Source organism: Streptococcus symci, assembly GCF_006385165.1.
GTDB lineage: Bacteria > Bacillota > Bacilli > Lactobacillales > Streptococcaceae > Streptococcus > Streptococcus symci.
The window spans coordinates 125,148-151,403 of sequence record NZ_VFJA01000001.1 but is presented as its reverse complement, the minus strand read 5'-3'; the positions used below and the strand labels follow the sequence as shown (position 1 = coordinate 151,403).

The 26,256-nt window shown below is 41.4% G+C and carries 26 protein-coding genes and 2 pseudogenes; 5 read left to right on the top strand and 23 right to left on the bottom strand.

From position 1 onward, the window contains the following. Window positions 1–6: 6 nt before the first annotated feature. On the bottom strand, window positions 7–2,541 hold the full coding sequence (gene mutS / locus FJN11_RS00720; RefSeq protein WP_140223834.1) for a DNA mismatch repair protein MutS: 2,535 nt from the start codon (window positions 2,539–2,541) through the stop codon (window positions 7–9). A gap of 50 nt (window positions 2,542–2,591) precedes the next feature. Continuing rightward, window positions 2,592–3,038 carry an arginine repressor gene (argR, locus tag FJN11_RS00715; protein ID WP_001231476.1) on the bottom strand — a complete coding sequence of 149 codons (447 nt, stop codon included), beginning with the start codon at window positions 3,036–3,038 and terminating at the stop codon, window positions 2,592–2,594. Window positions 3,039–3,173: 135 nt separating this feature from the next. Here argR and argS point away from each other — a divergent pair, with 135 nt between their 5' ends. Further along, window positions 3,174–4,865 (top strand): arginine--tRNA ligase, encoded by a 1,692-nt coding sequence (gene argS / locus FJN11_RS00710; protein WP_049552429.1) that lies wholly within the window; start codon window positions 3,174–3,176, stop codon window positions 4,863–4,865. Window positions 4,866–5,365: 500 nt separating this feature from the next. Next, complete coding sequence (locus tag FJN11_RS00705; RefSeq protein ID WP_000084858.1) at window positions 5,366–5,611, top strand: hypothetical protein; 246 nt, start codon at window positions 5,366–5,368, stop codon at window positions 5,609–5,611. 166 nt (window positions 5,612–5,777) lie between these two features. Here the strand turns inward: FJN11_RS00705 and nrdI are convergent, their stop codons facing one another. The 5 genes from nrdI to FJN11_RS00680 all read right to left on the bottom strand — a co-directional run bounded on the left by nrdI (window position 5,778) and on the right by FJN11_RS00680 (window position 10,470). Next, window positions 5,778–6,242: a class Ib ribonucleoside-diphosphate reductase assembly flavoprotein NrdI gene (nrdI, locus tag FJN11_RS00700; protein WP_020901834.1), complete on the bottom strand. Its 465-nt coding sequence runs from the start codon at window positions 6,240–6,242 to the stop codon at window positions 5,778–5,780. Window positions 6,243–6,315: 73 nt separating this feature from the next. Then, window positions 6,316–6,849: an ABC transporter permease gene (locus FJN11_RS00695; protein WP_049493894.1), complete on the bottom strand. Its 534-nt coding sequence runs from the start codon at window positions 6,847–6,849 to the stop codon at window positions 6,316–6,318. Window positions 6,850–6,909: 60 nt separating this feature from the next. Further along, window positions 6,910–8,196, bottom strand: a complete 1,287-nt coding sequence (locus FJN11_RS00690; RefSeq protein ID WP_140223833.1) for a response regulator transcription factor — start codon at window positions 8,194–8,196, stop codon at window positions 6,910–6,912. An 11-nt stretch (window positions 8,197–8,207) separates the two neighbouring features. Beyond that, a complete protein-coding gene (locus FJN11_RS00685; protein WP_342777236.1) occupies window positions 8,208–9,878 on the bottom strand; it encodes a sensor histidine kinase in 1,671 nt (556 codons plus the stop codon). Next, window positions 9,856–10,470, bottom strand: a complete 615-nt coding sequence (locus FJN11_RS00680; RefSeq protein WP_049493892.1) for a YesL family protein — start codon at window positions 10,468–10,470, stop codon at window positions 9,856–9,858. Before FJN11_RS00680 ends, FJN11_RS00685 begins: the two co-directional genes overlap by 23 nt. Before the next feature lie 134 nt (window positions 10,471–10,604). Between FJN11_RS00680 and FJN11_RS00675 the strand changes: the two genes are divergently transcribed. Next, entirely contained in the window at window positions 10,605–11,174 is a 570-nt protein-coding gene (locus FJN11_RS00675) for an MptD family putative ECF transporter S component (protein ID WP_140223831.1), read from the top strand. 28 nt (window positions 11,175–11,202) lie between these two features. Here FJN11_RS00675 and FJN11_RS00670 read toward each other — a convergent pair. The 16 genes and pseudogenes from FJN11_RS00670 to FJN11_RS00585 form a co-directional block, all read right to left on the bottom strand. Then, window positions 11,203–11,312 (bottom strand): annotated as a pseudogene (locus tag FJN11_RS00670) (ABC transporter permease); the annotation flags it as partial. Window positions 11,313–11,418: 106 nt separating this feature from the next. Further along, a pseudogene (locus FJN11_RS00660) lies at window positions 11,419–11,547 on the bottom strand (ABC transporter permease); the annotation flags it as partial. A gap of 16 nt (window positions 11,548–11,563) precedes the next feature. Then, complete coding sequence (locus tag FJN11_RS00655; RefSeq protein ID WP_140223830.1) at window positions 11,564–12,808, bottom strand: MFS transporter; 1,245 nt, start codon at window positions 12,806–12,808, stop codon at window positions 11,564–11,566. A 185-nt stretch (window positions 12,809–12,993) separates the two neighbouring features. Next, window positions 12,994–13,680: an Rgg family transcriptional regulator gene (locus FJN11_RS00650; protein WP_281280796.1), complete on the bottom strand. Its 687-nt coding sequence runs from the start codon at window positions 13,678–13,680 to the stop codon at window positions 12,994–12,996. Window positions 13,681–13,992: 312 nt separating this feature from the next. Next, complete coding sequence (locus FJN11_RS00645) at window positions 13,993–14,685, bottom strand: methionine ABC transporter permease (RefSeq protein WP_000444649.1); 693 nt, start codon at window positions 14,683–14,685, stop codon at window positions 13,993–13,995. A gap of 1 nt (window position 14,686) precedes the next feature. Further along, a complete protein-coding gene (locus FJN11_RS00640) occupies window positions 14,687–15,748 on the bottom strand; it encodes a methionine ABC transporter ATP-binding protein (protein ID WP_000085666.1) in 1,062 nt (353 codons plus the stop codon). After that, complete coding sequence (locus FJN11_RS00635; protein WP_049552423.1) at window positions 15,741–17,114, bottom strand: M20 family metallopeptidase; 1,374 nt, start codon at window positions 17,112–17,114, stop codon at window positions 15,741–15,743. The genes FJN11_RS00640 and FJN11_RS00635 overlap by 8 nt, the downstream gene beginning before the upstream one ends. Window positions 17,115–17,213: 99 nt before the next feature. Continuing rightward, entirely contained in the window at window positions 17,214–18,068 is an 855-nt protein-coding gene (locus FJN11_RS00630) for a MetQ/NlpA family ABC transporter substrate-binding protein (protein WP_000694521.1), read from the bottom strand. Window positions 18,069–18,221: 153 nt separating this feature from the next. After that, on the bottom strand, window positions 18,222–19,049 hold the full coding sequence (locus tag FJN11_RS00625) for an amino acid ABC transporter substrate-binding protein (protein ID WP_140223828.1): 828 nt from the start codon (window positions 19,047–19,049) through the stop codon (window positions 18,222–18,224). A 209-nt stretch (window positions 19,050–19,258) separates the two neighbouring features. Beyond that, on the bottom strand, window positions 19,259–19,582 hold the full coding sequence (locus FJN11_RS00615; protein ID WP_020901825.1) for an AzlD domain-containing protein: 324 nt from the start codon (window positions 19,580–19,582) through the stop codon (window positions 19,259–19,261). Then, window positions 19,572–20,267: an AzlC family ABC transporter permease gene (locus FJN11_RS00610; protein ID WP_080978381.1), complete on the bottom strand. Its 696-nt coding sequence runs from the start codon at window positions 20,265–20,267 to the stop codon at window positions 19,572–19,574. Before FJN11_RS00610 ends, FJN11_RS00615 begins: the two co-directional genes overlap by 11 nt. Window positions 20,268–20,523: 256 nt before the next feature. Next, window positions 20,524–21,129 (bottom strand): hypothetical protein, encoded by a 606-nt coding sequence (locus FJN11_RS00605; RefSeq protein WP_049552421.1) that lies wholly within the window; start codon window positions 21,127–21,129, stop codon window positions 20,524–20,526. Window positions 21,130–21,433: 304 nt separating this feature from the next. Then, window positions 21,434–22,444, bottom strand: a complete 1,011-nt coding sequence (tsaD, locus tag FJN11_RS00600; protein ID WP_140223827.1) for a tRNA (adenosine(37)-N6)-threonylcarbamoyltransferase complex transferase subunit TsaD — start codon at window positions 22,442–22,444, stop codon at window positions 21,434–21,436. After that, window positions 22,434–22,871 carry a ribosomal protein S18-alanine N-acetyltransferase gene (rimI, locus tag FJN11_RS00595; RefSeq protein WP_042751779.1) on the bottom strand — a complete coding sequence of 146 codons (438 nt, stop codon included), beginning with the start codon at window positions 22,869–22,871 and terminating at the stop codon, window positions 22,434–22,436. The genes tsaD and rimI overlap by 11 nt, the downstream gene beginning before the upstream one ends. Continuing rightward, window positions 22,868–23,551: a tRNA (adenosine(37)-N6)-threonylcarbamoyltransferase complex dimerization subunit type 1 TsaB gene (gene tsaB / locus FJN11_RS00590; RefSeq protein ID WP_140223826.1), complete on the bottom strand. Its 684-nt coding sequence runs from the start codon at window positions 23,549–23,551 to the stop codon at window positions 22,868–22,870. Before tsaB ends, rimI begins: the two co-directional genes overlap by 4 nt. Before the next feature lie 103 nt (window positions 23,552–23,654). Next, window positions 23,655–23,870 carry a hypothetical protein gene (locus FJN11_RS00585; RefSeq protein ID WP_140223825.1) on the bottom strand — a complete coding sequence of 72 codons (216 nt, stop codon included), beginning with the start codon at window positions 23,868–23,870 and terminating at the stop codon, window positions 23,655–23,657. A gap of 278 nt (window positions 23,871–24,148) precedes the next feature. Here FJN11_RS00585 and FJN11_RS00580 point away from each other — a divergent pair, with 278 nt between their 5' ends. Both FJN11_RS00580 and rnjA read left to right on the top strand, forming a co-directional pair. Then, window positions 24,149–24,382, top strand: coding sequence for a DNA-dependent RNA polymerase subunit epsilon (locus tag FJN11_RS00580; RefSeq protein ID WP_000639572.1), 234 nt, complete (start codon window positions 24,149–24,151; stop codon window positions 24,380–24,382). A gap of 1 nt (window position 24,383) precedes the next feature. Beyond that, complete coding sequence (gene rnjA, locus FJN11_RS00575; RefSeq protein WP_140223824.1) at window positions 24,384–26,063, top strand: ribonuclease J1; 1,680 nt, start codon at window positions 24,384–24,386, stop codon at window positions 26,061–26,063. Window positions 26,064–26,256 lie beyond the last annotated feature (193 nt).

The following is a 26,256-nucleotide window of genomic DNA, read 5'->3' as shown; positions in this document are numbered from 1 at the left end:
GTATTTTTATAGTTTTTGTTTTAACTCGACCAAGACATTCATAGCCTGCATAGGTGTCATATTGTAAATGTCCAATTTAGCTAATTCTGCTAGGATAGGATGCTCTTCTGCCATATCAAAGAGTGAAATCTGTTCTGTGACGGCACTTGTTTGTCTCATGGGAGCAGGACTTTCTGTCCCTTGATTCTCTAACTGAGTCAAAATCTTATCCGCCCTTGCTAAAAGGTCTGCTGGCAAGCCAGCAATCTTGGCAACATGGATACCGTAGGATTTATCAGCTGGCCCTGGTTCAATCTTGTGAAGGAAGGTCACCTGCCCATCCTGCTCTAAGGTTGCCACGTGGACATTGACCAAGTGTTCCAAGCTGGACTCCAGACTGGTCAACTCATGGTAGTGGGTCGCAAAGAGGGTCTTGGCTCCGATATGCTCATGGATGTATTCGATGATGGACTGAGCAAGGGCCATACCATCATAAGTTGCAGTTCCCCGTCCCAATTCATCAAAGAGAATGAGAGAGTTCTTGGTCGCATGCGAAATAGCATTATTAGCCTCCATCATCTCTACCATAAAGGTTGACTGACCCGAAACCAAGTCATCTGCTGCTCCGATACGGGTAAAGATAGCATCAAAAATAGGTAAATAGGCGCTTTCTGCCGGTACATAGGAACCCATCTGGGCCATTATCGCCGTCATGGCTAACTGACGCATGTAGGTAGACTTCCCGCTCATGTTGGGCCCTGTAATCAGTTGAATACTGGTATCTTCTGCCATCTGAATCGTATTGGGAATATAGGTCTGAGCCCCCATGACCTTTTCAACGACAGCATGGCGCCCTTTCTGGATATCAATTTGTGAATCGTCACCAAACTCTGGTCGAATCAAATACTGGGTTTCAGCCACAACTGCTAGACTCTGTAAGACATCAACTGTCGCAATTCCTTGGGCTAGAGCCTGCAAACGCTGGATATACTTGCTGACCTCTTCACGAATACGCATAAAGATTTCGTATTCTAGGTTGGCTGACTTCTCACGCGCCTCCAGCATATCCCCCTCGATACGGGCTAATTCTTCGGTTCCAAAACGTTCTGAGTTTTTCAGCGTCGCCTTGCGGAAAAAGTGGGCGGGCACATTTCCCAGTTGCGAATTGGTCACATGGAAATAGTAGCCATCCTTCTTATTGTAGTCAATCTTGAGCGTACTGATACCAGAGTTTTCTCGCTCCTTAGCCTCAATTTCAGCAATCCAACCAGTCCCTTCTCTGAGAACGCGACGGTACTTGTCTAAGGTATCATCAAATCCAGTCCGGATGATTCCTCCATCTGTAATCACATGGGGAGCTTCGGGGGCAATCGCTGCGCTAATCAAGCTCTCCAATTCAGGGATTCCATCCAGTTGTTCAATGAGATTGGCTAGAGCAGGTTGCTCCATTCCTTCTAAAATCGCACGAATCCGTGGCACACTAGACAAGGTGGTCGCCAACTGCAAGAGATCCTTGGGATTGGTTTTACCAAAAGAAACACGACTAGCCAAACGTTCGATGTCATAAACACCCTTGAGACTGTCTGTCAAATCACTACGCTCAAAGAAATGGTCGAGAAAGACCTGCACCACTTCTTGTCGTTGAACGATTCGTTCCTTATCAATCAAAGGACGATGGATCCAAGAACGCAAAAGACGCATCCCCATAGCCGTTTTAGTTTCATCCAAAAGCCAGAAAAGACTGCCTTGCTTCTTACCTGAACGAGCATTCTCAACCAAATCCAGACTAGCCTTGGTCGCATAATCCATCTGCAAAAAATCCTTGATTTCATAGCGGATAACAGGCTTGAGGTGATTCAACTCCCTCATCTGAGTCCGATGAACATACTGAAGCAGTTTACTAGATGCCGCTTGCTCCACAGCTGCCAATCGTGAATCCAGCAAATGAAGGTCCTCAAAGCCTTCTTTTTCATAAGAGAGCACCAGATTCATCTGGCGACTGAGGATTTGTTTTTCCTCCTCAGACAAGTCATAACCCAACACCACTTCTCGCGCCTTAAGGTTACGGATTTCCCCACAAACTAGCGTAAAATCCAAAAGACCTGTCACATAAAAATCACCCGTCACTAGGTCCATATAAGCGAGGCCAAATTGACTCCCATCACGGTCTATGGCAACCAAGAAATTATTCTGACTGTCCGGCTTACTACTGTCGACCACTGTCCCTGGCGTAATGACCTGAACAACCTCTCGTTTCACAACTCCAACAGCTTGTTTAGGATCTTCCATCTGCTCTGCGATAGCTACCTTAAAGCCCTGCTCAATCAAGACATCGATATACTGTTGGGCAGAATGATAAGGAACACCTGCCATAGGAATCGGATTGTCGGCATTCTTGTTGCGACTCGTTAAGGAAATTTCCAGAATCTGCGCAGCATTGACCGCATCCTCATAAAATAATTCATAAAAATCACCCATTCGAAAGAGCAAAAAAGCATCTGGATATTGCTTTTTAATATCTACATACTGTTGCATGCCGGGTGATAGCTTTTCTGTCGTCATTGTCCGTCTCTCCTTGTCAAAAATAAGTCTTGAGAGCAACTCCCAAGACCTTACTTATCTTTCATCAAATCTAGCAAACGATCTTCCATGAGTTTGGCAACGTGCTGGTCTCGACAAATGACCAATAAGGTATTGGCACCAGCAACTGTTCCTAAAATCCATTCATCCTTGTTTGCATCTACAATATTTGCCAAAACAGAGGCTTCTCCCAATTTGGTATGAAGCACCAAGGTAAACTCTGCTCTTGCAACACCTTCTAAATGATGAGACAAAAATTCCACCAAATCAATCTTTTCTGTCTCATTTGCTAGTACATAATACACCATATCATTTTTCTTGACCTTGGTCAAGCCGATTTCGCGCAAATCACGAGACAAGGTTGTCTGCGTCACAAAGACATTGTGTGCCTCCAACCGATCTTGAATTTCTTTTTGTGTACTTAATTTCTCCTCAGTAATCATTTTTTTTATTAACTGATGACGATCTCTTTTTCTCATAAAATCCTCTTATATGCATATTTATAACTAATTTTATAACTATATTATACCAAAAAAACAGGAGATTTCAAAAATTTTTTCTTCTTTCTTTAAAATTGTGATAAAATAGTAGAAAAGTCCAAAAAGGAGCTCTTAATGAATACAAAAGAATTGATTGCTAGCGAGTTGGCTAGCGTCATTGATAGCCTGGACCAAGAGGCTATTTTAAATTTACTGGAAACCCCTAAAAACTCAGAAATGGGAGACATCGCTTTCCCTGCTTTTTCTCTTGCAAAAGTCGAACGTAAAGCACCTCAAATGATTGCTGCTGAACTGGCTGAAAAAATTAACAGCCAAGCCTTTGAAAAGGTTGTCGCAACAGGACCTTACGTCAACTTTTTCCTTGATAAAAATGCCATTTCTACTCAAGTATTGCAAGCTGTTATTACTCAAAAAGAACACTATGCTGACCAACATATTGGTAAACAAGAAAATATTGTTATCGACATGTCTAGTCCAAATATCGCTAAACCATTTTCTATCGGTCACCTGCGCTCAACTGTTATCGGAGATAGCTTGTCACATATTTTCCAAAAAATCGGTTATCAAACAGTCAAGGTCAACCATTTGGGAGACTGGGGTAAACAGTTTGGGATGTTGATTGTTGCCTACAAAAAATGGGGCGACGAAGAAGCTGTAAAAGCTCATCCAATTGATGAACTTCTTAAACTCTATGTCCGCATCAACGCTGAAGCTGAAAATGACCCTAGCTTGGATGAAGAAGCACGCGAATGGTTCCGTAAACTGGAAAATGGCGACGAGGAAGCTCTCGCTCTTTGGCAATGGTTCCGTGATGAAAGTTTGGTGGAATTTAACCGCCTTTACAATGAATTGCAGGTTGAATTTGACAGCTATAACGGAGAAGCCTTCTATAACGATAAGATGGATGCAGTCGTAGACATTCTTTCTGAAAAAGGCCTTCTTGTTGAGTCAGAAGGTGCCCAAGTTGTGAATCTTGAGAAATATGGAATTGAACATCCAGCCCTCATCAAGAAATCTGATGGAGCAACTCTCTATATCACACGTGACTTGGCTGCAGCCCTTTACCGTAAAAACGAATACCAATTTGCCAAATCTATCTATGTCGTTGGCCAAGAACAATCTGCCCACTTTAAACAGCTCAAAGCCGTCTTGCAAGAGATGGGCTACGACTGGAGTAACGATATTACTCACGTTCCTTTTGGTTTAGTTACAAAAGAAGGAAAAAAACTCTCTACTCGTAAAGGGAATGTCATCTTGCTAGAACCTACTGTTGCAGAGGCTGTTAGTCGCGCCAAGGCTCAAATCGAGGCTAAAAATCCGGAATTGGAAAACAAAGACCAGGTAGCGCATGCTGTTGGAGTTGGAGCCATTAAGTTCTATGACCTCAAGACCGACCGTACAAATGGATACGACTTCGACCTAGAAGCTATGGTATCCTTCGAGGGAGAAACTGGACCTTACGTTCAATACGCCTACGCTCGTATTCAATCTATCTTACGCAAAGCGGATTTCAAACCAGAAACAACTGGCAACTATAGCTTGAATGATGCTGAAAGTTGGGAAATCATCAAACTCATCCAAGACTTCCCACGTATTATCAACCGTGCGGCGGATAACTTTGAACCTTCTATCATTGCTAAATTTGCAATTAGCCTGGCTCAAGCCTTTAACAAATACTATGCACATACGCGCATCTTGGATGAAAGCCCAGAACGCGACAGCCGTCTAGCCCTTAGCTACGCAACCGCAGTCGTTCTCAAAGAAGCCCTTCGCTTGCTTGGAGTAGAAGCGCCAGAGAAGATGTAAATCGCCAAAGTTACTTAGATTGCTTTGCAATCTAAGTAACTAACGCCAAATCCTATCAGAGATTTGGCTAGGCGCTTCACTAGTTTTAGGACATAAATATGATCGACTTATGTCCTAAAACGTCGTAATCTTAAAGTTATTGGAACTAAAGTTCCTAATTGTTAGACGCTAGCCGCTTTTATGCGGACTAGCTAACTGCTTCACTAGTAAAGAAACATAAATATTATCGATTTATGTTTCTTTACGTCGTAACCAGAGACACTTGCCTAAACGCCTCACTAAATTGGTCAACCAAATCTATTAATTGGCTTAGTGGCTGGTGCTAATCTTCAAGTCACTAGAATGTAAAGCAATCTAAGTAACTTACACTAAATCTATACGGATTTTGGTTTAGAGGTCTATCAGAAATCTTATCAAGTTTTGCTGACTTGTTCTGCTATTTTAGATCCACTAAATCGATTTATTCACTACTACTTCTTTATCATACAGGGAGATTTCCTATGAGCCAATATGCTTATATCCTCGTTGTGATTAGCTTGGTATTCCTTTTTCTACTCAATAAATATGAGAAGGAGAGACTTCAAAAACTCTATCAAGAACAACTTTTGAAGGATGAAACATTTAGGACTGATATCAAAGAGAAAATTCACACGACTGAAAATATCAATGATGTCATTGCTTACATCAATAAAACTTATCATCTAGGAATGTTGCTATCAAAAGACATTACAGATCAATTGAAATAATCAAAAACCGAGAAGAAAGCTTCTCGGTTTTTTTAGGGCATAATTTTTATCTTCCAACTATAGCAAATAACATTTATATTAAAAATTTTATAGGTAATTTTCATCTCTGCTATAGAGGGGGATATAATAAGTTCTTTCTTCTAATGATTGCAAGATTGGTTTCAGCTTAACTTTCCAACTCATACAAATCTGCGATAATCGCTGCGACACGTTTGATATCTCCCAGCATACCTCGCATTTCAAAATCAGCCAATACAGGGAAGCCAAAACGTTGACTATATTGCTTGGCTGTCAGGCAGTATTGGTTATTAAAGTTACGATTTCCTGAACCAACCACACCAAAACACTTACTAGCATTGTCACCATAGGCGATAAAATCTCCCACTGGTGTCGTCAAAATCTCGACATCTCCGTTATCCACGCCATTCCCACCTTCTAGGTAAGTCGGCAAAAAAGCAACATAGGGATGGTCCATTTCATAGAAATCTTGGCCTTCTTTGACCAAATCCTTGATATGAATCTTTTGAACCTCAATTCCCTCGTACTGGGACAAGAGATAGTCTTTCAAGCGCGTCACAAAACTCTCCGTATTTCCACTCAGACTGATGTAGACCAAGGAAACTTTTTTCATGTTCTCCTCCTTTTTTTAAATCATAAAAAATAACTACCAAGATTGTATCTTGATAGTTATGCTTTGTCAACTCTTAGGCAAGTTCTTCCTCTTCTTGAGTTTCTGTCAATTCTTTTTGCTGACGCCACATTTTATAGAAGACGATTGCTAGGAAGATAACATTGAGTACGATCCCAAAAATAGCAGAACCTTTGGCACCAAGCTCCGCTCCCATACGGATGTTAGGGTCTGTAAAAAGTAAAACCGCATCCTGAACGCCGATAAAGTTGTAGATAGAACCAACGATGGCAACGAAGACATAAGCAAGATAAGTGTAGTTAGCCAATTGGATGTTTTTACGAACAAGGAAAACCAAAGACACAACCACCAGAATAACAGATAAGACAACCAAGAGAATGTTGAAGATAGAATGACCATGCTCCGATACCTTAATGGTGTAAGCAACGAGCTCCTTAGCATAAGTAGCATTAACACCTGATGCTGATGTTTCTAGATTGTTCATAGCCTCCGCAGTAGGTACTGGAGATATGATTCCAAATAGTGACATTGCTGAGAGTAAGGCTGAAAAAATCAGTAATACCCATAGATAAATCGGTTTCTTTTTCATGATAGAACCTCCTGATATTATTATTGATATTATAGCACTTTTTGTAAAGGGATACAAATATTATAGTGTAGTTTCTACCTGTTTTCGGTAGGCTTTTGGCGATTTTCCGCACAATTTTCGGAACACTTTATAGAAATATCCAACATTACTGTAACCAACAGCATAACAAATATCTTCGATACTGTCACTGGTTGAAAGTAAAAGTTGCTGAGCAGCCTTAATGCGTTGTTTGTTTAAAAGCTCTGCGAAGGTCGAATTGGTTTCTCGCTTAATCAACTGCCCCAGATAGACAGGATTGATAAAGAGATCCTTACTGATATCCTTGAGAGAAAGTTCTTTCTGATAATCACGCCCAATGACTTCTAGCACACTAACCACATTTTCATTCATACGATATTGCCCAAAGAATCGAGTCAGAGTTTCCTTGATATAAGGAACCAATTCATCGAAGGTTTGAATAGCATGAATCGTTTTGACAATATCCGTCAAATCATCAGCCTTTAGATGTTCAAACAAATGAAAGACATCCATGACAAACTGGATAAAAAGCTGTTTGGTAATCGGAACACGCGGCGTATTTTCAAGAACCACCTTCTCCAAGAGATTTAACTCTTCTACGATTTGATTGAGATTCCCCTGAATGATAACCCTATAAATCGGTTCGTAGTAGGCAAAGAGACTCTCAGACCGTTGTAGATTTACAGAACCGTAAAAGAGGGCTTTCTCAGCATTCAGCTTCCAGCGTTCAAAGTGTTCTTGATAGGGAGCTTCAAAGGGAGTAACGACTAAACCATCTAGGGGTTGGTCAGAAATGAAAATCTGCCAGTCTTGACCCAAGACATAGTAGGGAATGGTGAAAGAGCCTTGTTTTTCCTTGGATAGGCCTATCCACCAATTCTCCTTACCTCCTAGATAACTAACAAATCCAGCCTCGTCTAAATCTTGACTGAGGATCTGACTTTTCTTTCCTCTCTCGCCGAGCTGACCTGCAATCTTCTCCAGCAGATTTCCCAACTCTACCTTATCAACAGGTTTGACCAGATAGTCCACCACACTAAGGTTCATTGCTCTTTTTACATAATCAAACTCCTGATAACCTGAGAGCAGGATATAGGCAGCATCTGGTAAAATCTCTTTCATTTCCCGAATCATATCAAGCCCTGTTTTGTCGGGCATATTGACATCTGAAATGATGACATCGACGGGATTTTTCTGAACATATTCTAGGGCTTCATCGGCATGACTAGCTGTTGCGACGACCTCCATATCCCACTTATCAAAAGGAATCAAACGTTTCAGACCTTCTGTCACCATGTACTCATCATCTACTAATAATACTTTATACATTTTCTCCCTTTCTACTCATCTTGAATTGTAATACGATACTGAACACCTGCTTGCTCCGCAGACTCTATAGTAATGGCATAGCGATCCCCAAAATAGAGCACAAAACGCTCATGGACATTGACAATCCCGATAGACTGCTTTTGTTCACTATAACTGGCTTGGTGTTCAAAATGTCTCTGCCTTAACTTTTCTCGGATATCGACCAGCTTTTCAGTCGACATTCCACGGCCATTATCTACCACCAAAATTTCTACAAAACCAGCCTGTTTAAGCGCCTTGATGCTAATCACATTATCTGTCCGTCTGTGGTCAACACCATGCGCGAAATAATTTTCTACTAGCGGTTGCAAGGTAAACTTGGGAATCTTCATATTCTCTAACTCTGGATCTATCTTGAAACCATAGGCAATGGACTTGGGATAGCGAACCATGCAGAGATAGCTGTATTTACGGCAAAATTCTAATTCCTGTTTGAGAAGAGTTTCTCTTTCGTCAGAAATATTGTTACGCAAGAGACTACTGAACTCATAAATGATATCTGCCAACTCATCTTGACTCTGCATGACTGCATACATGCGCAAGAACTCCAGCGTATTATACATAAAATGAGGATTGATTTGAGCCTGTAAGGCTCGCATATTGGCATCTTTTTGACTAAGCTCTAACTGATAAATATCATGGATATTCTTTTCCAATCGATCCAACATATCATTGGTGGTCTCTGCGATTAAGAGCAATTCCTGATCCTTTTCAAGTGTGTCAATACGAAGACCTTCTTCCCCTTGGGCAATAGCTTGAATGGAATCCACCAAATCCACTACTTGCTTTTGGTAATTAGCAAAGGTCTGCCTCAAAGTCAGATAGAGAATGACAATAAAGAGAAGACTCAAGCCCACAATCAAAGCAGAACTAGCCACTGTTCCTTGTAAAACAAAGTTTTTAGGAACTGCCACCTGAACCTGATATCCATGAGAAGTCATACCAACAAACCAGTTCTCATGTTCCCTATTGACCCTCTCACCAATATGAAAAATCTCCGTATCAAATGGTGATGTCACAGTAACAGCCATCGGAATATGACCTCGGGTATTGTCAATGGCATGATATAAAACTTCTGGATTCAAGGAGATGTATATCACTCCTATAGATTGATCCGTTGCTGGATCCAGAACTGGAATTCCAAAACTATTGGCCTCTGGTTTAAAGGCCTCAGCTGGCAAGACATGACCACTTCTGTTATCCCTTGTTGAAACATAAACTTCTTTAAAATCCTGCAAGACGATTGCAACACCCGTTATAGAGTCATTTTGGACATAAAGATCATCAATGTTTTCATACAGAGAAATAGAAGTTGACGAAGCTGCTTGATGCTCCAACAGCCAATAAAAATACTCAGAAGTTGACAAGCTAAAGTACTTATAAACCCCTTGTATCCGGTCTTGATTGGCTACCAAATCTTGCGCTAGCTGGGCTGACTCGCGATAATAATACTCTACCTCATCGACTGTTCGAGTGGTTACACGTTGGGCTACTCTCTGGGCTTCCTTTTCCCGTGAATCCCAGTCAGCGTAAGAGAGTAAGATTGCAAAACTCGCAATAATAATCATCATAACTGAACTGTAAGTTCGCAGAAGCGTATGTAGCCAAAACTGCTTCATTCTATTTTGTCGCCAATTTTTCATGGATACTTTCATAGACCGGTTCCAACATATCACTGATAAAGAAATGCCACATCCCAATTCCTACAAAGAAAAGTAGGGCAGGCATATAGTAACCAATTGCCACAAGTAGCACTGTCCCAAGGAGAACCTTGGCCACAGGCGCTAAGCTCATAAAGATGCCAATCAAGGATAGTTTGAGACTATTTCGATAAGACAAGTCAAAATAAACTTGTAATTTCAAAGATACTGTATAAGCCAAAAACAGTAGGGCAACTACTAGAACATTCAAAAAGGTCGCAATCAAATGAATAATAGTCTGATGAGGCAATTGAACCAAGAGATACAGGCCATAGACCAAAACTAGATCCACCCCTAAAAAGCTATAGAAAATCAGATTGCTTGAGACGAAATTTTGCTTATAAAGAGACCACGCCTCCTTCAAACTGTATTCCCGAAAGCTGTAACCATGTTCTGCATATAGGCTCATCAAGGTGGCACTAGCCGGCGCTAGACCAAGGATAATCCCTCCTACCAAGGTTAATAGCCAAAAGAAGGCTGTCGCAATCATCCCTAAAAAGAAACGATTAAAGACAAAGTCTAAAAATCTCCCCATGATATCCTCCTAAAAATAACTATGAAACTATTATATCATATTTCAAGCGTTTTCAAAAACATAGACTATCCATTTACAATCCCACAAAACCGTGGTACAATGAGAATTGTGAGAAAATTATCAGGAGACAATTCATGAAAAAATCTATCTTAACTACACTGCTCTTTGCAGTTCTTTACTTCCTCTGCATGGGGATTGGTGTCCTTTTGGGCAATCTCCTTGACCAAACTGGAAATATGTTTTATGCGCCTGCCTTTACTGCTCTTGTCGGCGGTAGCGTCTATATGATTCTAGTCGCAAAAGTTCCGCGCTTTGGTGCTATTACCACTATCGGCCTTGTCATCGCCCTCTTTTTCTTGGGGAGCAAACACGGTGCCGGTGCCTTCCTTCCTGGAATTATATGTGGCCTCCTAGCAGATGGAGTAGCTCATTTAGGAAAATACAAGGACCAAACAAAAAATTTGCTTTCTTTCATTATTTTCGCCTTTAGTTCAACTGGTCCAATCTTACTCATGTGGATTGCCCCCAAAACCTATATGGCTACTCTTCTAGCAAGAGGAAAATCCCAAGAATATATCGACCGTATCATGGTCGCACCAAATCCTGGAGCCATCCTTCTATTTATCGCAAGTGTTGTCATCGGAGCCCTAGTTGGTGCCTTGATTGGACAAGCCTTGAGTAAAAAATTTGCACAGAAAATCTGATAAATAAAAAGAGCCAGGCGGCTCTTTTTTATTTATGACTCAAGACTTAGTCAAGAAATCTCCCAAGAATTGGATTGCAAAGATAATCAAAATGATAATGATGGTTGCCAAGATGGTCACATCGTGATTGTAGCGGTTAATACTCAATGAAAATCAAAGAGCAAACTAGGAAGCTAGCCGCAGGCTGTACTTGAGTACGGCAAGGCAACGCTGACGTGGTTTGAATTTGATTTTTGAAGAGTATAAATCCATAAGCGATGGCTACGTTAGCCATACCACCAGCTCCAACCGCACCGGCCATGGCTGTTTCACCAACAAGTGAAATCAAGGTCACAGTCGCCACACGGATCAAATCTGGCAGACCTTCTAGTAAGCCTGATTTCCCTAGGTTAAACTTTTTTACCCGAAAAACTTCTTTTTTCTAGTGATAAAATCAACCCTATCACACTCACTACCAAAAACACCCACCAACAAAGCCTGATATCTTGTAAAGCTAAGAAGGAAAATACAGACATCCCCAAGGGTAGTGTTAGGGAAAAAATCATACTCAAAAGATTATTACTTCGAGCTAATACATCCGCACTCAAATTAGACAATAACAGAGTATCTAATTTAGGCATTGATTTCGACATCAAATACATGACAAAAGCTAAGCAAGCAACACCTACTAGAGGAGAAAAATCTAAAATATTAGCAGTAGCAAGCAAGACAAACAGACTTGCATTGAGCGATAGCAAACTTGAAAACGACAATTTCCCAAAATAATCATGGGGAGTTAGGCTACCAAGAATAGCTCCTCCCAAGCTGACACATTCAATTAAAAATAGAGCTTGAGCATAGCTGAGATGATAGATAGTATGGTCTAATAAGTAAAAGTGATAAATACCTCCAACAGCTCCTCCCAAAGTATTCATCACTAAAATGACAAGAATCATTTTAAACAAGGATTTACTTTCTTTCTGCCTAAAGATATCATCCATGTCCGCATAGATTGCCTTAACTTGTTGAAATAAACTAATCGACTCATTCTCTACCATTACAGACAAATACGTCAATTCTCTTCTATTTTTGAACAAAATAAGAGAAGATAGTAAAAAGAAGCCAGCATTCACAATTGCAACAAAAGAAAAATTTTGGTGGCTTGTTGTGAGTAACCACACTCCTAAGGCTTGACCTCCTAGATTTGATAAATAGGAAACAAACTGAGTAAAGGAATAAGCTTCATAGAGCTTATCTTCCGAAATATTATGCTGGATAATCGGCATACGAAGGCCTGCTGTATAATCTGATAAAATATCCGAACAGACATTAACCATACAGATAAAAGCAAACGTTACGAAGTTCTGGTCATGAATCACACTAGCAATCAAAAGAAATAGGAGACTTTGCACACAACCAACCCAGATAATTGTCCCTGCTTTATTCCGAGTATGATCAGCCTTAATCCCAACATAAAAAGTAAATAGGAAAGGTAAAATCGTAATCATATTAGCCATAAATACAGCTATATTTTTAAAGGGTAGACTCGCAGCATAAACGATAAATACCAAATTATAAATATAAGCTCCACTTGAGCTCAAAAACCTTGATAAGGTCAGTATTCTAAATAAATGATGTCTTAAAAATAGTTTCATAACAGGCCTTTCTCCATATTTCAAAGAGTATTCTATTGAAACCAGTCTAACAAAAAAAGTGGAGCTCCCCACTTTTTTGTAATATATTTTTTCTGAAAATAGAAACTCTAGCGCCTAGAAACTACTAATTATCAATCCATCTACAAGGCTATTTATTTTTCATCAGTCGATGTAACGAGAATATATTACAAATCTTTATTTGAAAGCTGATTTGCAAAATAGTTTTCATAGTATCTTGCACCATCTACATACTCTAAATCTTGTAAGATTGTAATGCCTCTCTGGATTTTTTCAAGACCCTTATTTTTTACATTAAAAATAGTATCATAATACCCTTTAGCAATCATATAAATGATTTTAAGATAAGCTTGAGATTCTGGCAATTCTCGTTTTTCAATCTGAAAAACAAAATAGTCTGCTTTAAATTTATCCTTTTCCTCTATCGCTTTAAAGAGTCCATTAATTAAAATGGTGTCAATACCAACTTTGTTACTAGGTAAAGAGCCTAATAAATCCGTCTTTTGTAACATCTCCCTAGAATATTTAAAATAGAGGGGCAAAGGGAACAAAGTAGAAATCGTTGAAAATAGTTCCAATTCATAATTTCCCCAGAGATCAATAGTAAAAAAATAGTCATAGAGAAAAGTCAGTTCTTCATCCGTTGCCCTTATTTCTGAATCAAAAAATACGAGAAGGCTTTTGATACGAATCATTTGTAAAAGATAGCTTGTTTCACCACTTGATCTATACTTTTGAGTCGTCTCTTCATACAAGGAACGGAGAGAATCAATCCCTTCTCTATCATATAGTTCCCAGAGATTTTCTTGAAAAGCCAAAGCCTTTTTCTGAGAAAAACCACGTACCAAGTACATAAATTCATTCAAATCAGAGTGGATGTTATCTAAGGCAGTAATCAATTTCATAGAGGATAAGTCTGCTTCTCCACGCTCAAATTTGCTCAACATGGAATACGTAAACTCTCCTCCCGTCGCCTCCTGTAGAGATACATTCCGACTCTTTCTCAATTCTTTAAAAACTTCTCCCAGATTTTGCATATTGACTCCCCACAATTCTTAACTCTCTAACTCATAAAAGTAGCAATTGATAGCAACCCGTATAGAGAATTTTAAGTCTTGACTATAACGACAACTCCTATGAATGATGTACAGATGGCCTAATTCTCTTTATTTATGGCTCAATTTCTTGGTCAAGAAATCTCCCAAGAATTGGATTGTAAAGATAATCAAAATGATAATGATGGTTGCCAAGATAGTCACATCGTGATTGTAGCGGTTAAATCCATAAGCGATGGCTACGTTACCGATACCACCAGCTCCAACCGCACCAGCCATAGCTGTTTCCCCAACAAGGGAAATCAAGGTCACAGTCGTCACACGGATCAAATCTGGCAGACCTTCTGATAGGTAAACACCTACGATATCCCAGAATGTCGCTCCACTAGCTTGAGCTGCCTCAATGACACCACCATCTAGCTCAGCCAATACCACCTGTACTTGACGGGCAAAGAAGGCAAAGACTGCAAAAGATAGCGGTACGATAGCCGCATTTGGACCAATACTTGTCCCTACGATTAGATGGGAGAAGGGTGACAAGACTGCCAAGAGGATGATAAAGGGAACCGCACGGAAAATAGAGGTAATCTTATCCAAAATCCAGAAAACGACCTTATTCTCCAAAACCCCACCTGGCGCTGTCAAGACAAGGAAGAGACCTGCAACAAGCCCCAAGAATCCTCCGATGATAAAGGAAAGAACTGTCATATAAAGGGTTAGGTAGATGGCTGTTCCCCAACCTGCTTGACCAGCCCAGCCCATTTTATAGACATTTGGTAAATAGGTTTGAATCAATGATTCCATCTTACTGTCCTCCCTTCAATACTTTTAGTTGTACGCCTGCTTGACGAATGGCTTCTTGAGCACCTGCTAGCGCTGCTTTTTCACCTGACAAGACCACAACCAATTCTCCAACAGGAGTGCCGTCAAGGATTTCGATATTCCCATAGAGGATATTAGCTGTTACTTGGTAATGCTTGTACAATTCATTCAAAAGTGGCTCGTCTGTTGAAGCACCTGCATACTTGAGTTGCACCAAGAGACTGTTTTCAGACAGATGTTCCACGATTTCTTGCTTCTCGATTTTGACCATGGCTTCGTCAATACCTGTAGCTGTTGAGATAAAGTCTTGAGTCAAAGGTTGTTTAGGGTCTGAGAAGATTTCAAGAACACTTCCCTCTTCAATCAAATGCCCATCCTGCATAACTGCCACACGATTGGCAATGTCTTTGACAATCTGCATTTCATGCGTAATCAAGACAACAGTCAAGCCTAATTTCTGGTTCAAATCTTGCAACAAGGCCAAAATCTGCTTGGTTGTCTTCGGATCAAGGGCAGAAGTTGACTCATCTGAAATCAAGATTTTTGGATCATTTGCCAAGGCACGCGCAATGGCCACACGCTGTTTTTGCCCTCCAGATAATTGTGAAGGGTAGTTTTCAGCACGGTCTGCCAAGCCAACCAAGTCCAACAACTTGGCTACTTTAGCCTTCTTTTCTTCCTTGCTGAGCCCAGAATGTTTAAGTGCAAAGGCTACATTCTCCTCTGCAGTCTTCTGGCTCATCAGGTTAAAATGCTGGAAAATCATCCCGATATCTTGACGTTTACGACGTAACTGCTCTGCTGTCAAGGTCACCTTGCCATCAAAAATCACATCGTCGTCAATGGTGATTTTACCTGCAGATGGCTTTTGCAAGAGATTAATCACCCGTACAAGGGTTGATTTCCCTGCTCCAGAATATCCAACGATTCCGTAGATATCCCCTTCTTGGATGTGAATGGTCACATCCTTGACCGCTGTGATGGTTCTCTTCTTTTGGTGAAAAGTCACATCAATCTGATCTAACTTGATAATATCTCTACTCATAGCTTCTAATCAGCTCCTCTACTAATTCAATATGGGTGTAATAATCGGCGATTCGCACATTTTCATCTCCACCGTGGTCTCGGCTATTGGCATTTCCTAGACCGAAGGCCACCATTGGCACCTCCAGGGCATCAAAGACCGTATGCATAGGCCCTGTCCCAGCTGTCGTCGGCAAGACCGAAACGCCCTGTGGATAGAATTTCTTGGCCAACTCGATTACATTGAGAATGGCTGGCGCGCTCATATCGCTTCGATAGCTCATCTCTCCCAATGTATAGTATAATTCTACCTTATCAAAGCCATTTTTGTCTAGCTGTTTCCGAATTTTTTCCAGAACATCATGCGGTTCTAGGCCAGGAACCAAACGAACCTCTAGCTTAGCACTGGCTTCTGCAGGTAATATCGTTTTGACCCCTTGCCCTTGATAACCTGACTGAATTCCTTCGATATTAAGGGCTGGTTCAAAAAAGAAGCGTTTTAGAAAGGCTGCACGGTCCTCTTGTAAGAGAGGCAATTCCAAACCATAAATCTGGCTGATTTCCCCTGGATTGCGTTGAGCATAGGCATCCACCAAGGCCAATTCACGTTCATTTGGCTCTTGTACTTCTTCGTACAAGTCTTCAACCAAGATACGACCATCTGCGGCACGAAGAGACTGTAGGGCTTGAAGGAGGTACCAGGGAGCTGACTCCACAACCCCACCATAACTAGAGTGGATATCCACATCAGCACTTTTAACCTTGGCATCAAAGGTCACAATCCCCTTATTTCCACCAGAAATTTCCAGCTGTTCCAAGGCATTTTTGGTTCCTTGTTCCCAGACCAATAAATCCGCACCACGGAGTTTATCCGCATGCTTTTCTAGATACTTATCCAGGTCTGTCGAAGCCGATTCCTCCGCTCCCTCCATGATAAAACTGATATTGACAGGCAGGTCATCATGGTGCTGCATGTATTTTCTCAAAGCACTCAAACGAGCTGTGATGTGACCCTTATCATCGTCAACCCCACGTCCATACATGAAGCCATTGCGCACTGAAAGAGTAAAGGGATCCTCTGTCCAGATCTGATCCCCATCCGCTGGCACAGTGTCATAGTGGTTATAGAAAATCAAGGTCTTGGCATCTGGACGCGAACTCTTGAAATGCGCCATGACAAAGGGCGCTGTATAAGTCTCATCAATCTCCACTTCAGCTCCCACACGCTTGAAAATCTCACCCAGATAGTTGGCAACTTCTTTGAGACCCACCTGTTGGGCAAAGACCGACTTCTTAGAAATCAAGGTACGCAAAACCTCAAAATAATGCTGGGCCACATGATCCTTTTCAAATTTTTCAATCTGTTCTTGTTCGCTAGGAAAAACCATATTCTCTCTACCTTTCTATGAACCTATAGTCTTCTTTACAATCCATGCTCTATACAAAAGCAAGAGGTGGAATTTTCTCTCCCACCTCCCTGTTTCTTATTACCAAACTGGTTGATCCAAACCGTCTGATGTTTCTTCGATAACTTTTTTCACTTCATCTGTATGGTAAGCTGCAACAACTTTCTTGATAGCATCAGCTTTTGGTGATGTTTCCCAATCTTTTTTCGCAACGATGATGTTGTACCATTGTTTTGAGTTTTCATCAGCTTGTTCTTTGAAAAGTGCTTTCTTGTAGTCCAATTTTGCTTCTGTAACGAAGGTATTGTTTACAACGGCAGCGTCAACTGATGACAATGAACGAGCTGTTTGGCTAGCGTCCAATTCAGTGATTTTCAAGTTCTTTGGATTTTCTTTGATGTTAGCAACTGTTGCAAGGGCAGTTCCAGAAACATCCAATTTAATCAAGCCAGCTGATTGAAGCAAGTAAAGCGCACGGCTTTCGTTTGTAGCATCGTTCGGTACAGCGATTTCTCCGTTTGCTGGGATGTCTTCTACTTTAGTGTACTTGTTGTCACTTCCATTCAAACCTGAGTAAAGGCGAATTGGAGAGATGTAAGTATCTGCAATCGCTACAAGGTCTTTCCCGTTTTCTTTGTTCCAGTTGTTCAAGAAGTTATAGTGTTGGAAAGCGTTCAAGTCTACTTCGCCATCAGCAGTTGCCTTGTTTGGTTGTGAGTAGTCTGTGAACTCTGTAAATTCCAAAGTAATACCGTCTTTTTTAACTAATTCTTGGACTTTATCCCAACGAGCTTCTTCAGAACCGCTACGGTTAACAGTTGCGATTTTGATAGTTGTTGCATTGTCTGCTTTCTTTTCTGAGTTTCCGCAAGCTGCAAGAGCCAAACCTGCGACTGTAGCAAGGGCTGCTACACCAAGCCATTTTTTGATTTTCATGATTCTTTCTCCTTAAAAATAATACCGTACTAGTATCTCACAATTTGTTTGATTTCACAAATTGTTATTAGATAGCCAGATATATAGTTTAAAACTATAACCCTAAAAATTGAGAAATCACCCACCTTACTCAGAATGGATGACTTCAAGAAATTATTTAATATCAGCTTCTGCTGGTAGATAAGTGTCTCCGAAGAATTGTTTAGACAATTTTTCAAGGGTTCCGTCTTTGTAGAGTTCTTGGATACGTTTGTCTACAAATGTTTTCAACTCATCTTGACCTTTAGCAAGAAGTGGGTAAACGTAAGGTTGTTGGTCGCTTGGAAGTTCGATAACTTTCAAGTTGTCCAAACCTTGGTTCTTGATCACTGTTTCAACACCGATTTTATCAAAAATCTTGTAGTCAAACTGGCCATCGCTCAAGCGTCCCATAATTTGTTGGAAGTCTGCTCTAGTATAGTTAAGGACAGTTGGATTATCTGAGTGTTGCTTGTTGTAGTCTTCTAACTGTTTAGCTGATGTTGTCCCTTGAACAACTTCTGTTGATTTTCCACCGATATCATCAAGTGATTTGATGCTAGAGTCGTCCTTCTTCACTACAAGAACGTTAGGGTTTTTAGCTGTTGGTGCTGCGTAAAGGTATTTTTCAGCACGTTCTTTGGTGTAGCTGATGTTGTTAACTGCCATTTGGTAACGGTCAGCGTCAAGTCCTGCAAAGACACCTGACCACTCTGTCTTCTCAAACTTGACATCATACTTGTCAGAGTCTTTAAAGATAGCGCGAACCACTTCAATTTCATAACCAGTCAATTCACCATTTTCTTCGTAGTTGAATGGTTTTGGTGAAGCATTGGTTGCAACGATAATTTCTTTCTTGCTAGCTGCTTCTTCTTTCTTAGCACCACCTGAGCAAGCCGCAAGCACACCTGCAGCAACAAGCCCTAGGGCAGCAAGAGATGAGTATTTAACGATTTTTTTCATGTCATTTCCTCCAAAATAGAATACCTTATAATCTTAACAGAAAAAGACCATTTACGCCATTATATGATATCTATCTCTGTGATAGGTTTTCTTTATGGCTGATTTATACTCAATGAAAATCAAAGAGCAAACTAGGAAGCTAGCCGCAAGCTGTACTTGAGTACGGTAAGGCGACGCTGACGTGGTTTGAATTTGATTTTCGAAGAGTATTAAAAGACCAAACGCAAGACTCCAATCAAGACCACTCCAAAGAGAACTGTGCCGACTAGATTACGGTAGCGAAAGGCTACCCAAGCTGTTGGAAAGACTGCTAAGAAGTCCAGCCATTTGATTTGAGGAAGGCTGCCAACCTTGCCTGTCACTACGCTTGAAAGAATCAAGGCAAAGATAATAGAAACGGGCAAGAACTTCAAAAAACGCTCAACGATCGCAGGTAAACCCTTATACTTGACCAAGATGAAGGGAATCATACGGGGAATCCAAGTCACTAAGCCAGAGAAAATAACTGCTAATAAAAGATACTTACTGACCATCTAAAACCACCCCCGTTGTACAACCAAGTAGCGTCGCAAACAGAACAGCTAGCGACTGAGACACCACTGTTAAGAGTAAAAAGAAGGACACCGCAACAACTGCTAGAATAATGAGCAGATTGCGGACAGGAATCCGTCTTTGCATAATCTGGAATTGCGAAGCAAAAATGCCGATGAACATCCCAACCAGGGCAAAATCCAAACCAAAGATTTCTGGATTTGGTAGCAGGCCACCCAGAGCCGTTCCGACAACTGTCCCCACAAACCAAGCCACATAGCTGTTGAGATTGTTTCCGTGCATCCACATAGGATTGACCTTGTCTGTATGGGCCAATTCACCCATCAAGACGCCGTAGGTCTCGTCCGTCAAGATACTAGACATACCGATATTGTGCCATAGACTAGTGTGACGGAAATAAGTTGACGCATGCAAACTCAATAAAAAGAGACGCAAATTAATCAAAAAGACCGTCATGGCAATGGCAGCTACAGGTGCTTGAACCGCAATCAAGGCCAACATGGCAAACTGGGCACTCCCAGCATAAACAAAGAGGCTCATCAAGCCCATCTCAACAGGTGTCACATAGGGCGCACCAATAATCCCACAGGCCAGTCCGATACTGACATAACCCAGGGCCGTTGGCATGGCTGCCTGCGCCCCCTCCCAAAATCCTTTTTCTTTCATCTTTCTCCTCATATTGTCTTAATAATACTCAATGAAAATCAAAGAGCAAACTAGAAAGCTAGCCGCAGGTTGCTCAAAACATTGTTTTGAGGTTGCAGATAGAAGCTGACGCGGTTTTAATTTGATTTTCGAAGAGTATAAGTAGGCTGAAAAGGCTCCAGCCATAGCATGGACTATTATAACACATTCAAGAAAGAGAAAAAAGTTTTGAATCTGAAACTTGGAGCTAGTAAAAAATGCTGAAATCCCAGTGTTATTAATACATTCTAAATTGATCCACCCGAATAGTATACTTTTTATCTTCAATTTCTTTAGCATCTTCATCTTCTGTCGGATAAACATCAATCCAGAATTCTCTCCTTTGTCCTTTCAACTTGACTTTATAGCGATAGCCGTCATCGTATAGTCCTACCGTCTCGGTAGTTACAGATTGGAAATTCGGAAGAGCCTTAATTTCTTTTTTTATAGTCTGGGATAGATTGTTGAGCACTACTTGTTGCTCCACCTTTGAAGTTACAGGAATATGAACTGTCGCTTTTTCCAAGCGATGTGATTTTGAAAATGTGAATCTTGCTCGACCTATATAACTATTCAAAGCAATATTTTCGTAATCATAGAAAAGGCGTCCCGTTTTATAAAAATAGGGGTCTTCTGCATGCCAGCTATCTCGATAGCCCGTCTCGGTTTCTTCTACCACTTCGCTAGCCTCACCAAAAACTTCTTCAAAGGATTTAAGCGGCATATTGAATGAAAGTGATTCAAACAAGACCAGTTGTGTCTTTTTAAAATTATAGCAAGCTGTTAGCAACATGAGTAAAGTTCCTAGAGCAAACAAACTACTGATTATTTTTGTAAATTTCATATTTCTACTATACTAAAAAACTCTATGATTGACAAACTTTGATAGAGTCGGATTTCGTGAAGGGTAAGTAACAAACCGTTATAATAAAAAAGACTAACAAACCCGTCTCATTTATAATACTTAGCTAGTCAGTTCTTTTGTTTTTATGATTGATAAAAGAATATAAAGACCAATGCCGTTATAAACTATATGCAGTCCAATAGACCAATAAATAAACTTTGTTGCTCTAAATAAGACTGCAAATATGAGATCACTACCCAAATAGAAGAAAAAATCAACTGATCCTAATCAGACAGACTCTATTTTATTCCATAGTATCAAAAGCGAGACTTGGTTTGGCATTGAGGTCCAAGCCTGCGAAGTTTTCTTTATTCCACTCGCTGACGCTGGCATAGGCAATCATTCCTGCATTGTCTCCACAAAGACGCAGTGGTGGGATGATGACCTTGACATCTGTGATTTCGGCCGCTAGGCGTTCTCTGAGACCTTTATTGGCTGCCACACCACCTGCCACGACAAGGGTTTTAACAGGGTATTTCTCCAAAGCCTTCTTGGTTTTTGCCATAAGAATATCCAAGACAGCTGCTTGGAAAGAAGCACACAAATCCTCTGTAGACAGACTTTCTCCCTTTTGCTCGGCATTGTGGTGAAGATTGATAAAAGCCGATTTCAAACCTGAGAATGAAAACTCCAGATTATCTTCCTTAATCATGGCACGAGGGAAATCATAAATATCCTGTCCCTGATGAGCTAGCTCGTCAATCTCACGACCAGCAGGATAGGTCAAGCCCATGACACGACCAACCTTATCATAGGCCTCACCAACCGCGTCATCTCGCGTTTCCCCAACAATCTTGTAGTCACCAGCCTCAGAAACATAAACCAACTCTGTGTGTCCACCGCTGACCAAGAGGGCTAGCAAGGGAAACTCCAAAGGCTCCACACTTTGAGCGGCCATGAGGTGACCAGCCATGTGGTTAACAGGAATCAATGGAAGTCCATGTGCCCAAGCAAAGACCTTAGCAGCTGACAAACCAACTAGTAAGGCTCCGACCAAGCCTGGTCCATAGGTAACCGCCACAGCTGTCACGTCCTCTTCGGTAATCCCTGCTTCTGCTAGTGCCTCCTCGATACAGGCTGTAATGACCTCGACATGGTGACGACTGGCTACTTCCGGCACTACGCCACCAAAACGTTTGTGACTCTCAATTTGACTAGCAATGACATTGGACAAGAGCTCATCGTCGTTTTTCAAGACGGCAACACTAGTCTCATCACAGGATGTTTCAAATGCTAAAATATATCTATCCTTCATCTATTTCTCTCTTCATGATGATGGCGTCCTCGACTGGATCATGGTAGTAGGCCTTTCTCTCAGCGATGACTGCCATCTTTTCTTTTTTGTAAAATGCTTGCGCTCGTTGGTTTGACTTTCTGACTTCGAGGAAAATCTCCTTGTCTGTCGGCAATTGAGCGAATAAAGCAGAGGCTATCCCCTGGCCTCGATAGGCTTCTTTGACAGCTATTTGCAGGACTTCTACTTCAAAAAGATTCTCCTGAACAGCTAGAAATCCAATCACTTCGGTCCCATCATAAGCCAAAGCATACCAAGTCTGGTCTTGGGACAGGTCTGCTTGGATTTGTTCTATCGTCCAAGGACTGACTGGGTAAACAGCTATCATAACAGCGTAGATGGCTTGAGCCAAGTCAGGTTGCTGTTGAGTTCGTTTGATTTCTATCATAGGCGTTTAATGTAGGACTCACCAGAATCGGTATGGTTCTTGAGCCAGTTTTCCTCAGCCTCAACACGTTTGAGGTAGTTCGGCACAAAGTCGTGCAAGGAATCTGCTTCCTTGTCCCAGGCCCAAAGAGCAAGATTGGCTGCATTAGGCAAGGTTTCTTTGTAATTAGTCCTTGGTAAGTGTTCTTGAATCTGCTCCACAAAGGGGGCAACTTCTCCGACAAAGGTTACCTGACTAGCACCCTTGATTAGCTCAATCACTCGCTCAAAAGGCAGGTGCGCTTCTGGCATGACAGGCTGAGTATTTTCATAAAATCCTGCGTAAACATTGTTGCGACGCGCATCCATCAAAGGAACGAACAAGCCTTCTTGTTGGTAGGGCACCAGAGCCAAGAGGCTAGACATACCAACCAACTCAATGTTCAGAGTATGAGCCAAAGTCTTGGCAGTTGCTACCGCAATTCGCAAACCTGTGTAGCTACCTGGCCCTTCAGCTACCACGATTCGGTCCAAATCCTTGGGTGTCCAATCCAAACTTGCCATCAAAAAATCGATGGCAGGCATAAGGGTAATACTGTGATTTTTCTTGATATTAATCGTCGTCTCGGCAAGAATCTGCTTGTCCTCTAAAATAGCGAGAGAAAGAGCCTTGCTGGACGTATCAAAAGCTAATACTTTCATAACACATTCCTATCTTTTTGTCTGCTTACTATTATACTACAAAAGCTGGCACATGGGAATTTTCTTTATCCCCAAACAAAAAGCCCCAGCATAAGCAGGGCATCTAAGCATTTAAACCAAAGTAAAATACAAACCAAACTACATAGGTTACGAGGAGGAGAAAAAGCGAGTAGAGAGTCACAAAGGTAATTTTCCACAAGAACTTGGTTTGTCGTTGTTCCAGTTTGGCAAATAGAAAATTCCCTCCATAAACGCAAGCAACAAAAACAATAAAAGCTAGCAAACGAACTCCTATCGCAAATTCAAACAAACTAATCATAGGGCAACCTCCTTGACTTAAAATCTATATGGAATTATGACAAACGATAAATTCCACTTCCATTATCAAAATAACATATTTTCTCTATTTTTGCAAGCGCTTATCAATGAGCGACCCTCTGACTTTCTCGTTTCCATCTTTTACTAATTTTTCATTTTGTGGTATAATTGAAATAATTGTAACGAATCAAGGTCAATCTAGACACAAAATGGAATGAAATCAAGCAAATCTCTGCTAAAAGTTTGGAATAAGCTGACCTGTAAATAGAAAGGAACTATATGATTTACAAAGTTTTTTATCAAGAAACAAAAGAACGTAGCCCACGCCGTGAAACTACACGCGCACTTTACCTAGACATCGATGCCAGCTCAGAACTTGAGGGCCGTATCGCTGCTCGCCAACTTGTCGAAGAAAATCGCCCAGAGTACAATATCGAGTATATCGAACTCTTGTCTGACAAATTGCTAGATTACGAAAAAGAAACTGGCGCCTTCGAAATTACGGAGTTCTAATATGGCCTACACTCTTAAACCTGAAGAAGTCGGCGTTTTTGCCATCGGTGGTCTGGGAGAAATCGGGAAAAACACATACGGGATTGAATACCAAGATGAGATTATCATCGTCGATGCTGGGATTAAATTCCCAGAAGATGACTTGCTGGGTATCGACTATGTCATTCCTGACTACTCCTACATCGTGGACAATATCGACCGCGTCAAGGCTGTCTTGATTACACACGGACACGAGGACCACATCGGTGGGATTCCATTCCTTCTCAAGCAAGCAAATGTCCCTATCTACGCTGGACCGCTTGCCTTGGCTTTGATCCGTGGGAAACTCGAAGAACACGGCCTCTTGCGCAACGCCAAACTTTACGAAATCAACCATAATACTGAGTTGACCTTTAAAAATCTCAAGGCAACTTTCTTTAGAACGACTCACTCTATTCCAGAGCCTTTGGGGATTGTCATTCATACTCCTCAAGGGAAAATCGTCTGTACGGGTGACTTTAAGTTTGACTTTACTCCAGTTGGAGAACCTGCGGACTTGCACCGTATGGCTGCCCTTGGCGAAGAAGGCGTGCTCTGTCTCCTGTCTGACTCAACAAATGCAGAAGTGCCAACCTTTACCAACTCTGAAAAAGTCGTTGGTCAGTCCATCATGAAGATTATCCAAGGTATCGAAGGACGTATCATCTTTGCATCCTTTGCCTCAAATATCTTCCGTCTCCAGCAAGCAACAGAAGCTGCTGTTAAGACTGGACGTAAGATCGCTGTCTTTGGTCGTTCGATGGAAAAGGCCATTGTCAACGGAATCGATCTTGGCTACATCAAAGCTCCTAAGGGAACCTTTATCGAGCCAAATGAAATCAAAGACTACCCTGCTGGCGAGGTTCTTATCCTCTGTACAGGTAGTCAGGGGGAGCCGATGGCAGCCCTCTCTCGTATCGCCAACGGAACCCACCGTCAGGTGCAACTCCAACCAGGCGATACGGTTATCTTCTCTTCTAGTCCAATCCCTGGAAACACTACTAGCGTCAACAAGCTGATCAACATCATTTCCGAAGCTGGTGTCGAAGTTATCCACGGTAAGGTTAACAATATCCATACATCTGGACACGGTGGTCAGCAAGAGCAAAAACTCATGCTCCGCTTGATTAAGCCAAAATACTTCATGCCTGTCCACGGTGAATACCGCATGCAAAAAGTCCACGCTGGACTAGCGGTAGATACTGGTGTTGAGAAGAACAATATCTTTATCATGAGCAATGGTGATGTGCTTGCCCTTACTGCTGACTCAGCTCGTATTGCAGGCCATTTCAACGCCCAAGATATCTATGTAGATGGAAATCGTATCGGTGAAATCGGTGCTGCTGTCCTCAAGGATCGTCGTGATCTATCTGAAGACGGTGTCGTTCTGGCAGTCGCAACCGTTGACTTCAAGTCTCAGATGATTCTGTCTGGTCCAGACATACTCAGTCGAGGCTTTGTCTACATGAGAGAGTCTGGCGACTTGATTCGCCAAAGCCAGCGCATCCTCTTCAATGCTATTCGTATCGCACTGAAAAACAAGGACGCTAGCGTGCAATCAGTCAATGGTGCCATTGTCAACGCTATTCGCCCCTTCCTTTATGAAAATACCGAACGTGAACCGATCATCATCCCGATGATCCTCACACCAGACGAAGAATAATACTCTTTGATTTTCATTGAGTACAAATCAACAAAACAGCCCCGAAGACGGAGCTGTTTTTCTCTATGCTTTCTTTTGATATTAAAACTCAATAAAAATCGAAATCAGACTAGAAGGCTAGGCGAAAGCATAACTCAAGTTAGCTCCCATAGTTCGGGGAACTATGGGAGGCTGTAGATGAATCAAAGCCAAG